Below are 13,485 nucleotides of genomic sequence, written 5' to 3'. Positions count from 1 at the left end.
TTAAGGTTTAAAACCTCAATCATCCTTTATGTTTCTTCGTTTCCTGAATTTGTTATCCTGAGCGTTTTCCGAAGAAGCTTGCTTTTCTCCCTTTCCAGCATGTTGTCTGGGCTTGGCATTGTGATTGCCACGGGGTTTGCCTTTAATCTTATTTTTTTTGCCTTTTGGGTTTCCCCCGCCAGCACTTTTACTATGGGACTTCCCTGAATGGGCGGCTTTTAAATCTGGTCCAGGACCGATTTCATCCGGATTGGAAACTACCTCAATTTCCAGGCCAATAAGATTCTCAATATTTCGGTATTTGTACCTGTCCTTTTCATTGACAAAGGTAACGGCCTTCCCCTTCTTCTCCGCGCGCGCCGTTCTTCCTACCCGGTGCACATAATCTTCCGGATCATTAGGGGTATCAAAATTCACAACCATTTCAATGTCCTCCACATCTATCCCCCTGGATAAAATATCGGTAGCCACCAAAATCTTCAAAGATTTGTTTTTGAAGGCGGACATGATTTTTTCCCTTTCGGATTGATCCAGATCAGCATGAAAAGCTTCAACCTGAAACTGTTTTTTTAAGGTCTTAAACAGGGATTTCACCTTGTCCTTGGTGGAGCAGAATATAATAACTGCCTGGAAATCCTGAGATTTGAGTATATGGTTGACCAGGGCTTCTTTCTGTCCATCATAAACATGGTAAACATATTGGCTTACACCTTTGGCTGTTTTGCCTAAAGCTATGGATATCTGCTCGGGTTCGTGGAGGATTTGCTGGGAAAACTTCCTGATCTTGGGAGGCATGGTTGCAGAAAACAATAATGTCTGCCTCTTTTTGGGGAGGTGCTGAATAATGGTCAGGATGTCATCCGAAAAACCCATGTCCAACATCCTGTCTGCCTCATCCAGGATCAGGTTTTCCAAAGCGTCAAATTTCACCTTTCCACCGGCAAGCAAAGCGATCAATCTTCCTGGTGTTGCCACCACGATCTCGGCCCCCATTTCAAGGGCTTTCCGCTGTTGCTCCCAGGTATTACCATCCCCACCCCCATAAATAGGAATAGAACTGATTCCCAAGAAATAGGCCAGGCCCTGTATTTGTTGATCAATCTGTATGGCCAACTCTCTGGTGGGGGCTATGATCAATACCTTTACCCCTTTTTTCTGGCTTTGACTGATCTGGTTTAGAACAGGCAGAATAAAAGCAGCGGTCTTACCGGTACCAGTCTGTGCAGTTGCAATCAGGTCTTTGCCTGCTAAAATCAAAGGGATGGCTTGTTCCTGAATGGGTGTGGGTTTTTCAAAACCCATGGCATCTAAGCCCTCCTGGAGTTCGGCAACAAAATTAAATTCACTAAAGGTCAATTTTTTTTCAGTTTAAGTGTAAATATATGCCCAGCCAATCAGTAATAACTGCAAGGGAAGTCTTAAAAACAACAACCATCTTGGAAGCCCTTTGTTCTTTCGTTGGTACATGTACAGGTTGGCCGGAAATACTGCAATCAACAATAGGATGATGCCGTAGGCAGCTAAAGCTCGGGTGGGTTCATAAACCAGGCCCAATCCCAATACCACTTCAATAAATCCCACCAACCTGTTAACCAATTTGGGTTGCGGGATGTAAGGAGGAATGATACTGATATATAACTTCGGCTTCACAAAATGCATGAGACCAGCCGTTACATAAAAAATTGCCATTGCATAAAGAAATATTTCATCCATAAAAATTAATTGCATAAATTTCTTTATCCTTTAAAATTAGAACATGAAAATGGTAATACAAAAATTTAGTGGGCTAATACTGTATTTTTTTTCCACTTTGGTGCTGACAGCTGTCATTTCGCAGGAAATTCTGGGTCAACAGACACAAAAACCCGTACTGCACGGGAAGCATTGGATGGCCATTACGGGTAAACCCCTGGGTGCAACCGCAGGGGCTATGATTTTTCAGCAAGGGGGCAATGCCGTTGATGCGGCCTGTGCCATGTTGGCTGCAACCTGCACCATGTGGGATGTATTGAGCTGGGGAGGAGAAACCCAGGCGCTGATTTACAATCCCCATACCGGGGAAGTCATAGCCATCAATGCTTTGGGTGTAGCACCTACTGGTGCCACGGCTGAATTTTACAAAAAACAAGGTTTGAAATTTCCGCCTAGTTACGGCCCCCTGGCTGCAGTCACTCCCGGAACTCCCGGTGGTTTGATCACCATGCTTTCCAAATACGGTAAATTAAGCCTGAAGGAAGTGCTGGCTCCAGCTATGGAGATGGCAAATGGTTATCCCATAGAAGCCCAAACCGCCAATGCCATTGAGAGAGATAAGGAAATGATCAAGGAATGGCCCTATGCCAAAAAGGTTTTCTTACCTCATTTGGGAAAAGAGCGGGAAGCACCCTATGCCGGGGAGATTTTCGAGCAACACGATTTACTGGCTACCCTGCAAAAGCTGGTAGATACGGAAACTGAGGCCCTGTCTTCAGGAAAATCCAGGGAAGAAGCCATGCAGGAAGCCTATGACCGGTTTTACAAGGGTGACATTGCGGAGGAATTGACCAGGAGTATACAGGAACAGGGAGGCCTGATCCAAATGGAGGACCTTGCCAGCTGGAAGGTTAAAATTGAAAGCCCCCTTCATACCAATTACAAAGGGATAGATGTTTACAAGCTTCAGGAGTGGACCCAGGGTCCGGCTTTGCTGCAATCCTTAAATATTTTGGAGAACTTTGATCTGAAAGGTATGGGATTTAACTCTGCCAATTATATCCATACCCTGTACCAGGCCATGAACCTGGCTTTTGCAGATCGTGACTTCTACTATGGCGACCCGGATTTTTCCCCAAAGAGTCCAATGAAGGGATTGCTATCTAAAGAGTACGCTTCTGAAAGGGCAAAATTGATCGACAAAAACAACAATGACCCATGGGCAAATCCCGGGGACCCCTACCCCTTCCAGGGTGAAGAAAATCCCTTTAAAAGCCAATTGGAACATTACAGTAAGAATTATTTTGAGTACAGTGAAAATGCCGATGCGAAGGTTAGTGACAGTTTCCTGCAAGACTTTACCGCAGGTACTACTTCTATTGTTGCAGCTGATAAAGAAGGTTGGGTGGTTTCCATTACCCCAAGTGGAGGTTGGATTCCGGCGGTAATTGCAGGCAATACCGGAATTGGCTTAAGTCAGCGCATGCAGAGTTTCGTGCTGGATGAGGAGGTCAATCCATTCAATGTAGTGGCTCCTGGCAAAAGGCCAAGGGTAACGCTTACACCTTCGCTCGCCTTGAAGGATGGCAAGCCCTTAATGGCTTTTGCTGTACAAGGAGGAGATACCCAGGACCAAAACCTCTTACAGTTTTTCCTCAATATGGTAGAGTTTGACATGAACGTACAGCAGGCGGTGGAAGCTCCAAATATCAACAGCTACCAAATGCAGGCGGCATTTGGTAACCATGAAATTAAACCGGGAGCATTGACTTTACAATCGGAAACACCATCCTGGGTCAGAAGAGACCTGCAAAACAGGGGCTATAAAATGGATTTTCGGGAGCGCACCTCCGGCCCCATAACTGCAATTTGGTTTGACTGGAAGCATGGTACCCTGTGGGGCGGAGCCAGCAACCATGGAGAGGATTATGGGATTGGTTGGTAATGGGTTTCATCAAAACCCACGATTAGACTTTAACCGTGAAATATCTATTTGGTCAAAACCTATACCTCGGCCGCCTGAATGTGCATCCAGTCGAAGTTTCTTCTTCGGCCCAGGCTGACCCAACCTTCTTCCTCCCAGCAACGCCACCATTCATCATATCTGGGATGCGCAAATGCTGCCTTGTCCCTTCCCCATGTCAAGCGGTTTCTATCCGGATCAAAGTCCACTGCCATTCCCCAGGAATGGGTTGACCATTGGGTCCCTCCCCGCATAAGCCTGTTGTTATAGCAGCCGCCAAAATGATTTAAGTGTAGGGCCTGTATGTCGTTTTCTCCATAAACCTGAAGCACATTTTCCAGAACGGTCAATAAACTTTCAGCAACTTTTCTGTGGCAGGTGATTTTTCTGGCCCTATACCGCAGATCCCAGGCAATTTTGAGTTCGTAGGGAACATCAATGCTTACCAGATTTTGCCCCCGCTGCCCATAAAATTCATGGAATTCAGGGGAGTTTTGTCTGGGCCATCGATTGGCAGCAGGCATTTCCTCAGGTCTCCAGGAACCTCTTTTCCGCCCATGCTCCATCAGAAAAGCCAATTCTTCAAAGCCAAATTGGGTCTGAGGCCCCCACATCCCGTCAATGGCACCTGCATCAAACCCTTTTTCTTTGGCTCCCATTTGGATCAGCATGGTAATTTTACGGGAATTGGGAAGTCCGTGATCAATTCCCGGAACCTTATGAATGGCACCAAGGGTATTGGGACCAAAAATTCCATCAATACCTCCCTGATAGTGGCCTTTTTCGGCCAGGAGTTGCTGGGCAAGCTTGATTTTCTCTTTCATACAAAATTTTTATTTTAAACCATTAAATATAAACCAATTATTGGTTATTTTAATGAATTTTACCTTCTTTCTGTATTTCATTTCGGATGCATTGCAATAAAACATCCTCTCTGATGGAGTCATCTCCGGCGGCCAGTGTTCTCAACCCCACCTGCTGTACAATATTGACGATATTGGCTCCCGTTAAAGGATACTTTTTGGCCAGATCTTTTATATCGAGGGTATTTTTCAAAGCCATGCTTTCGGGCAGGTTTTTCTCCCATAACAATAACCTTTCTCTACTTCCCGGTGCTTCAAAATCAATGATAGACTGAAACCTTCTGGTAAATGCCGTATCCAGATTGCTTTTAAAGTTTGATGCCAAAATCACCAACCCAGGATGAGACTCTATGCGTTGCAGCAGGTAGGCAACCTCCTGATTGGCATATTTATCATGGGCATCCCGCACATTGGTGCGCTTTCCAAAAAGTGCATCCGCTTCATCAAAAAACAGGATCCAATTTTTGCCCGAAGCTTTCTCAAACAAGCGGGAAAGGTTTTTTTCTGTTTCCCCAATGTATTTGGAAACCATAAGGGAAAGATCTATGCGATATACTTCCTTTCCCGTATATTTTCCCAGTAAGCCGGCTGTCAGCGTCTTGCCTGTGCCAGGGGGACCAAAAAACATCACCCTGTAACCTGGTTTGACCTTTTTCCTCAACCTCCAGCTTTCCATCAATTCCTCATTGTAAGTCAACCAGTTTTCCAGCGCCTTGATTTGGGATAAAGTCTTGTCTGACAAAACCAGGTCTTCCCATTCCAGTGCTGTTTCGATTAATTCAGCAGGGAAACCCGTACTGGGTTTTGGCGGACGGACAACTTCCAAAAGGAGCTTATCGGCAAACTCCTGCTCCAGACAGATCGTTCCGGCATAAAAGGGTTCTTCTGGTAAGGTTTCTCCCAAATAAAGGTGGTTTTTCCTGAACAGGATGGATTCCTGAAAAACTGGCAGGTGTTTTTTCCTGGTGACCGGATCTGTTCCTGCCAGTAGGTACAGCAAGGTTTCTCCGGTAGGGATGATGCCTCTGTGATGCTTGCTTTTACAACCTCCAAATTCCGGAAAATCAGCTCCTTCCGGATAATAGGATTGGATAGTTTTTCCCAATAATCCCGGATCCATATGAGGTGCAATGGCCAGTGCCAACAACAAAAGGTCCCGGTTTTTGATGTCCAGATCTTTGATCGTCTTGCCCAAAAACTCCTCCGGATCAAAATGAAGCTCCATTTGGGGTTTTTCAAGGGTTTCCGTTTTTCCCAATTCATGGTCGAGCCGGCTCCTGATCACCAGGCGTAAAAAATCCATCAATTGTTTCATAATCTGTAAGTATTTACCAGATAAACAAGGAAAGAAAAAAACAATCATTGTTGCGACTGAGATTGGTCCAATATTTTTTTATAGTGAAGGGCTTTGCTAAAATCAGGTTTCAGCTGCAAGGCCCTATCCAGCCAATCCCAGGCCATTTTTTGATCGCCCCTACCCAAATAGACCACCGCCAACTCTGTCATTACCTGATAATTTTGGGGCTCAAGACGAAGTATCGTCGATAGGTGCTTAATGCCTTTTTCCCATTCTCCCATAGCCAGGTAATTGACCGCCAGGTGCTGCCTGATTTCTGAATGGTCCGGATCATCAGCCAAAGCCATTTTAAAAGCTTTTTCTGCCAAGCCATGGTTTTTTAGCTGAAATTCACACTGACCGATCATAAACCAGGCCAGTGCATTTCCCTCTTTGGCCGGAATACTATGCAGCCGCTGCAATGCTTTTTCCCACTTTTTGACGTTGATGTAGGCTTTGGCCAATTGGATTACATAAGCCGTATCATGATTGCTGGCCAATATTTTTTCCCAGGTTTCTATGGCTGACTCATGGTCCCCGGTATGCGCCGCAAGTTGTGCCAAACTAACCCTGGCACTATGGTGATCGGGGTCTTGCTTCAGTGCCTCAAGATACTTTTCACGGGCCTGAGGATATACTCCCATCATGGCCAGGGCGTTTCCACTATTGACCAGGTAAGTCGGCTTTGAATCAATCTCAATGGCTTTTTCGAAAAATTCCAAGGCCTTTTTGTACGCTTTCTGTTGGTGATGGTAAAGTCCCAGGTTATTTAAAATAGAGCTATTGGTGGGATCAAGTTCCAGGGCTTTTGTATAACAAGATATGGCACTGTCGAATGCCCGGTTTAAAAAGTGTTTGGCTCCCTCGTTGTTGAGTGCTATGGCTTTTTCTTTTTCCATATCCCCAATTTAAGCAAATAAATCATTTTTTATGTCGGATGCCAGGCCTTTTGCCATATCGATTACGTCCAGGTCCGGATAAATCACTTCAATATCATCAAATGACATGTCAAATGGTTCACCTTCCCTGTAGTGCACAGGAAATACAATCCCAAATTGTATCCCCGGCCCCCACTCGTAGGCAGCCAGGTTGTGCCGCCAGGTTTCTGATATGGAAAGAAAGCCAACTCCCAAACTGGCTCTGGCAAATGCGTTGATTTCAAATATGAATTTTGGGTTTACGGTAATCCTTCCGCTCGCATCCAGGGCCAAACCGGTTTGAGGACTCCAGTTGACATCTACTTCTGCCAGTGCCTCTCCTTCCAGTCCCAGGGTGCCCGTAAGTTCGATTCCTCCGGAAAGACTGGCAATGGCCACACTGACCCCCAGACCCAGATCTCCCCGCAAAGTAAGCCCCGCATCTGCAGGAATGGCAAATTCCCCATGACCGGCGACCGTGGTTTCTTCTTCTCTTTCCGGATTATAGGTGATTTCTGCGGAAAGGTTGCGCAGTTCCCCGGGACCAAATCCAGCAGTAAAGTCTAGCCCTCCCCCGATTTGAGCTACCAGGCCAATGCTTCTTGGGCCTAACGGAATGGCAAATAAGGGGATTTCAATGGTAGGTACCCTAAACAGGTTTCTGTTCATTTCCCTTCTTCGGAAGACTTCATAACTGTCAGCCGCCAACCTGGCATTTACTTCAATTTCTCCATTGGGCAACAGCCGGACACCGGCAGTGGCTGCCAGCCAGGGGGTGAGCTGAAGGGTTAACTCTCCTCCCCCATAGACCCGCATGTTTTCGTCAGGCTCACCCATAGGTTGACCATCCTCCCCTATAGCCCGGTTGGTGGCACCTACTTCTATTCGCCCGCTGAGCATGCCCCGGCTGTAAGCAGCAGACCCTTCAATGGTCAGGGCTCCGTTTTCGTAGGTAACCGACAAGGAAGTGCTTATGCCTGGAATATCGGGCTGTGCGGTTCCCGAAACGAATACATCGTAATTTTCTGCGCCTTCCGCTTTGGAGACCCGGGCTTCTACATTACCACCGGTAATTCCGGGAATATCACTGCTGAGATCAAAATTTCCACCGATGGAAAAACCTGCTTCCCCGTATTGAATCTCCATGTTTCCCCGCTCTATGCCGGGTATATCCAATTCGGCCTCGCCGGTGGCCGCAAAATTATTTTCACTGTAGGTAGCAGTAATGGTAGCACTTTTCACCCCCCTGACTTTGCCCTCCGGTATACCTATTTCCCCACCGATGGTCCAGGTATTTTCCTTGTATTCCACATTGATTTCTGCCGGATCGAAAAGCTCCGAGTCAAAATTAAAAGCGCCTTCCAATTCAAAGCCACCGGAGGTAGAGGCTGTAGCACTGATATGGCCTTCACCAACCTGATCGATTCCAAAGTTAGTTTGACCTGTAATGCCCAAGCCTTGGGTTCCAAAAAAAATCTCTAATGTAGTCTCTGATATTCGGAAAGGTGCTGGCATTGAAAACTCTTCAGCAGAAAACAATTTTCTTAGCCTAACCCCGTCACCATCAATTACTATATCAATATCTGCATCAGCAATCAAAGGCACGGTCGGAAGAACCTTCCCTATACCATAAAACCCATTCTCAGTAAGTTCCAGCTGGTCTATTTGGATTGGACTCAATCCCGGAAGTCGCAAGCTTTGAAACACACCACCTGTGCCTGATACTGCATTTTGAAGGGTTCTATCCTTATTGACATAGAATATATATGTTCCCTCAACTTTGTCCAGGAACCAAGTCATGTCATTATAGGATGCAGTAACCTCCTTTTTGCCGATATCGGAAGATTTATATGCATCAACTTGCAAAGTTTTGTTTACAAAGTCAGGTGGACTTTTCAAATCTAACCTGTTCAGCCAATTGATCTTTGGATATTGGCCTTCTGGAGGAATGTCAAGTCTGCTACCTCCGGTTGGAGCCATAAATAACGATGGATCAGATTCATTTCCCAAAGCCTCAATTTCTTCTGCAGACATTGGCTCAAGCTTATTTAAATGATCTTTACTTTGAACTTCAGAAAACTCCCAATATTGGTTTGGGTTGCCTGAATTATTAGGAAGTGTAAAATCTCTGCTTTCAAAGGAAATAGTATAACCTTGGTCAAGGAACAAGTTTACGTATTGATTTTGTCTTGGTGGTCTGGAAGGTAGATTTGGCGTAAAACTCCTATTTGAATCCTGATAAAACGCTGAATCCAAAACATTATAAACGGCCAACATTTTTTTGTTCATTTCCCAGGCAATGCTGGATCCTGAACTACCATTTGCCGATGCTTCCAAAAGCTCATAATTTGTCTTATTGTCCTCTCCTCCCAATTGATGTTCTACAATATGATCCACCTGAAAGGTTGCAGGAGCTAAATCTCTGTCCCAGGTAGGAACTAAACCAAGCTCCAAAAGCTGTTCCTGGGTACCAAAAACAATGTATTCAGGATTGGTTTTTCCTTTAAAAAAATAATGTCTGCTTTCTTCAGATGACGCTTGATTAAAACCACCAATATTCGTGGCTGAAGCAATCTTATTATTGATTTCCTGGGAAATTCCTGTCCTGAGTTCATTCTTCCAATTTTCAACCTGATTAGTACTCCTACCCCTTGGAACCTCAAATGGAGGATTGAATAAACTCTCATTTCTACCTTTAAATTCACTCAATTTTATTTTGCCAACTTTAAAATTTTTTGTAGTTCCATCTTGAAAGGTAGAAACAACTCCTTCTCTATCTTGAAAACTAAAGTAATTTTGAGCATCCTCAATCGGAGTTATTCCCTCTGGAGGTGAAATCCCTTCTTCCTCATCTCCCTCTTTTTGCACCATTCTTCCCTGTATGGCAGTACTACTTCCCTGTTGCAGTGTATGGGTCAGCTCATGGGCCAGTAAATGTTTACCCGACACAGCAGATGGATTGTATTTTCCTTCATTGAAGTAAATATCACTGCCATGGGTAAAGGCCTGTGCTCCCAGATCCCGGCTCATTTGCACGGCCTGGGGACCGGTATGTATTTTGACCTGACTGAAATCCGCCCCGAAACTACCTTCCATGTCTGACCTGGTGGCACCGTCCATTCCTGATCCCCCTGATGGTTGTTTCAATTGACTTTCCAAAACAGAAGAAACTTCGGGAGCCTGCTCCGACTTCATCTGAATAGACCCTTCTCCTCCATCTTCTGCCTCCTTGCTTTCATTTGGTTCGAGCGCTGCCTGAATCTCTTCTTCCCCCTCCTGTTTTTGAAGCATTTCCTCCTCTTCTTCCTTTTCCTGGAGCGGTTTATCCTCTGACTCAGAAAGGAATACCGGAGTCACCGACTGTGCCAGTGGTTGAGCCTGAATTTCTTTTTCAGGAATGGGAGATTTTTGAACATTATCTTCTGTTTCATCCTGTTTTATGGCCCATGCACCTTGATCGGCCGCATTCATCTGTATCACCTGATCGGCCATGGCATCAGCTTCCTGCTCATACTGATCACCCGGCTGACCCACCTGAAGTTTGGCCTGAAAAAAATCAGTTCCGGTATTTCCCGGGGTGCTCTTATTTTTATTGCCGGATTTTCTTGTAAAAGCTTTCATGAGTCGACTATGGATATCTACTTTTCTAAGGCATATAAATCCACCAAACTAAACAGATCCAGTTGATTGATCTTTTTATTTTGAATGTTTTGATGTACCTCTTCCAATTGTTGCGTATTGGTTTGGGTGAGGTTGGCGTCTGCATCAGCCCCGGAATAACTGGGGTGACCGCCCCCTCTCCACATGATATTGTCTTTGTTGGCCTGGTGATGCAAGTCCTTTATCATTTTCCCCAACACACCTGATTCTTCCCCTTTTTCCATCAGGTGTTTCAATCCGGCAGTGTGGCCTACTTCATGAGGGATGGTGTTTTCGTCAGCCCCGGAAATCATCGGACCAATGTGTTTTTCATTCAGGTATACAATGGTGCCGTAAAAGGGTCCCCGACCATATGTGCCTTTAACTTTGGGATGGGAATCGTCCAATACTACCAGCAGGTGTTCGGACCCAAAATTCAAATCAGTCAACTTGGAAATCACCCTTATGGAAGCTGTTGTGGTTACGTCATAAAGGATATCAATACCCAATACACGCTTTTTGATTTTTCCCCGGAAACTATTGGAAACCTGTTTTTCCGCGGCAGCGGCAAGACCTGTAGTGTCGAGGGCAGTGTTGCTGCTTTTGTTCCAAACAGCTCCTGCAAATTCTAATTTTACCGCAACCCGTATACCTTTTTTATCCAAAGGATGGTAGGTTTCATTTTTGCTCCAATGTCCCTGAATGGTTTTTGGCTTTTTGCCCTTTTGCTGAATGGTATGGGTGAGCTCGTGGGCAAGCAAATGTCTCCCTTCCCGACTCTCCGGCCTGTATTTGTCTTTTTTGAAAAATATATCGTTGCCATAGGTAAAGGCCTGAGCGTGGATGGATTGATTCATACGGTGAGACTCAGCGTCTGTATGAATCCTAATCTGGCTAAAATCCGCTCCAAAACCCTGTTCCATCAGCTTTCTGCTCTTACCCTCCAAAGGGTTGCCGGCACCTTTTCTTCGGTGTAAAAGCGGCTCCATCAATTCCGCTTGTTCCTGCCTGCCTCCTGCCCCTGCAGTTTTGGTTTGAATCTGCTCCTCTTCTTCCTTCATCTGAATCTGTTCCTCCTCCTCTTTGGCCAGGACCTCTTCCTCTTCCCCTTTCGTCTGAACTTCATCCTCCTCTCCTTTGGCCATTGCCTGTTCCTTTTGCTCTTTGGCTTGGACCTCTTCTTCTTCCCCTTTTGTTTGAACCTGCTCTTCTTCCCCGGACTCTGACATCAATTGCACTTCATTTTCATCCTCAGGAGCCATTTGCATGGAGTCCTCCATTTCATTATCAGCAGACTGCTTCTGAATAAACATTCCCTCCTTATCAGTAGCAGGCATTGTGCGCTCTGCATTAGCCCTAAAGAAACTGTTTCCTTTTTTATTTTGGAAAACAGGATTAATTATACCTACCGTAGACCTTCTGACTGACTGCCTTTTCATTTCTTGTTTTGTTTACCATTCCACCAATAACAATTTTTTCCTCCAGGGTAATTTAATAATGGACAGGTTCCAGGGTAATCCATCCAACAAAACATCCTGGGCTTTCCGCTCAATAAATAAACGGTCCTGATGGTCTTCTAAAACCAGCTTCCCACTGCGGGTCAAAAATTCATTGCGAACTGTCTCTGCACCTGTATTTTTCAGTTTACTCCAATTTTCCAACAAAGATTCCAATAACATAGCCGCTTTTTCCCGGATGCCCCTACTTAATTTTATATCCCTGGGTATGGGTTGATGAATGTCCAATCCACAGAGGTATTTTTCAAAAACCAATTCAAAATCAAATGGAGCAACCTGTCTGCTGGCCAGGTAATAAAGGCTATGGACGGCAAGCTCAGGTTCAATAAGTTTACCACCCTGATCCAAAAACCCACAATCACTAAAAAATGCCTTCAGAAATGGATGTATTAAGACCAACCCCGCATGTTCAAGGTAATGGCTTTCTCCATCATTCTTTTGACTCCTGTCCGAAGATTCAATCATTACATGCTGTGCTTCTGAACCATCACCGCCTTGATGACCCTTTTGGCTTTCGATAATATTTTTAAATTCATCAAAAAAACTTTCCCAAATGGGTAATTCAGATTTTCTTAGGGTATCTTGAACCACTGCGTTAATTGAAGCAAAAAACTTTATAGGGATACCATTTGCTGTCAGTGCCTTACTGAAGGGTACTTCATAAGAAGCTTTACCTTCCTGGTAATGGCTTATCCCGATAAGGATTTGAAAAAAAACTTCCTGCTCATTGCTGGATATTTTCTTGTTGATACGCTCAAAATCTAACCGACTCATTGGAATTTTATCGTTTAAAATAAACCATAACAACTGCTTTATCTCTTCACCCGAATATTGTGACAGCAGCCGATCAAAAAACACCCGATTAGAAGCTATTTTTTGCCATAAAGCATTTCTATTTAAGTCATTTTCCAAAAAGGGCTTCAAAGTTTTGAACTGAAAATTGATTCTTGCCTGAACTTCAGGATACCACCAGGGCAGCTCACCTTTTTCCAAAAAATATATCCAAGCCTGAAAATCCTTGTTTTCATTTTCCAAAAGCAGGACCTTTTCTGTTTCATTTTCCCCTGAGAAATTTTCTACTGGTAAATTATTCCTCAATTGCCCGTTTGCTTTTTTGGACAGCCGAAAAGAATCCTTTTGGTAAGAAATAGCCGGTGCTTTTTCCATTACTTCATACATTTGAGCATTAATTTGAACTTCCAGGTCGGCTATGGTCGGGAAATCATTTTTGGCAAAACCAATTTCCAGAGACAAAAGCGGTATTTGAAGAGAACGATTATCCAGTTTACTTTCCAGTTCATCCAGATATTGCTCGATCAAGGGGAAGATCCTCTCCCGGATAAATGACCTCATGTCCCTTTCCATCAACTTACCTGTATCCATGGAAGAAGTGAAAATATCCACCTGAACTTTTTGTATGCTATGAGTTTTATTTTTACTCATAATATTTTGATTCGTAGCCAATTATTCTTTATCTTTATTTCAGCAAAGTCGGTAAGACTAAGCGTTATTTTACTGGCAATAAGTATGGAATAGGAATCAGTCTGGAAGTCAAAAT

The 13,485-nt window shown here is 44.4% G+C and carries 9 protein-coding genes; 1 reads left to right on the top strand and 8 read right to left on the bottom strand.

Annotated elements, in window-relative coordinates:
* Positions 1-15 precede the first annotated feature (15 nt).
* Together G9Q97_RS11805 and G9Q97_RS11800 are read right to left on the bottom strand one after the other, a co-directional pair.
* Positions 16-1,356: a DEAD/DEAH box helicase gene (locus G9Q97_RS11805; protein WP_166147057.1), complete on the bottom strand. Its 1,341-nt coding sequence runs from the start codon at positions 1,354-1,356 to the stop codon at positions 16-18.
* Positions 1,357-1,368: 12 nt separating this feature from the next.
* Complete coding sequence (locus tag G9Q97_RS11800; protein WP_317168755.1) at positions 1,369-1,689, bottom strand: DoxX family protein; 321 nt, start codon at positions 1,687-1,689, stop codon at positions 1,369-1,371.
* Between the two features lie 199 nt (positions 1,690-1,888).
* On the opposite strand from G9Q97_RS11800, the gene G9Q97_RS11795 reads away from it, so the two are divergent.
* Positions 1,889-3,637, top strand: coding sequence for a gamma-glutamyltransferase family protein (locus tag G9Q97_RS11795; protein ID WP_166147280.1), 1,749 nt, complete (start codon positions 1,889-1,891; stop codon positions 3,635-3,637).
* Positions 3,638-3,696: 59 nt separating this feature from the next.
* On the opposite strand, the gene G9Q97_RS11790 is transcribed toward G9Q97_RS11795, so the two are convergent.
* The 6 genes from G9Q97_RS11790 to G9Q97_RS11765 are packed head-to-tail and all read right to left on the bottom strand — an operon-like array spanning position 3,697 to position 13,370.
* Positions 3,697-4,479: a M15 family metallopeptidase gene (locus G9Q97_RS11790; protein ID WP_166147053.1), complete on the bottom strand. Its 783-nt coding sequence runs from the start codon at positions 4,477-4,479 to the stop codon at positions 3,697-3,699.
* A 49-nt stretch (positions 4,480-4,528) separates the two neighbouring features.
* A complete protein-coding gene (locus G9Q97_RS11785) occupies positions 4,529-5,833 on the bottom strand; it encodes an ATP-binding protein (protein WP_166147052.1) in 1,305 nt (434 codons plus the stop codon).
* 44 nt (positions 5,834-5,877) lie between these two features.
* The gene (locus G9Q97_RS11780) at positions 5,878-6,753 is read right to left on the bottom strand and encodes a tetratricopeptide repeat protein (RefSeq protein ID WP_166147050.1); all 876 of its coding nucleotides are present in this window, start codon (positions 6,751-6,753) and stop codon (positions 5,878-5,880) included.
* 9 nt (positions 6,754-6,762) lie between these two features.
* On the bottom strand, positions 6,763-10,392 hold the full coding sequence (locus G9Q97_RS11775) for an eCIS core domain-containing protein (protein WP_166147048.1): 3,630 nt from the start codon (positions 10,390-10,392) through the stop codon (positions 6,763-6,765).
* Positions 10,393-10,409: 17 nt separating this feature from the next.
* The gene (locus tag G9Q97_RS11770; RefSeq protein ID WP_166147046.1) at positions 10,410-11,849 is read right to left on the bottom strand and encodes an eCIS core domain-containing protein; all 1,440 of its coding nucleotides are present in this window, start codon (positions 11,847-11,849) and stop codon (positions 10,410-10,412) included.
* A gap of 12 nt (positions 11,850-11,861) precedes the next feature.
* On the bottom strand, positions 11,862-13,370 hold the full coding sequence (locus tag G9Q97_RS11765; protein ID WP_166147044.1) for a contractile injection system tape measure protein: 1,509 nt from the start codon (positions 13,368-13,370) through the stop codon (positions 11,862-11,864).
* Between the last annotated feature and the right edge of the window lie 115 nt (positions 13,371-13,485).

The organism is Cyclobacterium plantarum (assembly GCF_011290685.1).
Lineage (GTDB): Bacteria > Bacteroidota > Bacteroidia > Cytophagales > Cyclobacteriaceae > Cyclobacterium > Cyclobacterium plantarum.
This window is presented reverse-complemented; position numbering and strand designations above follow the sequence as displayed.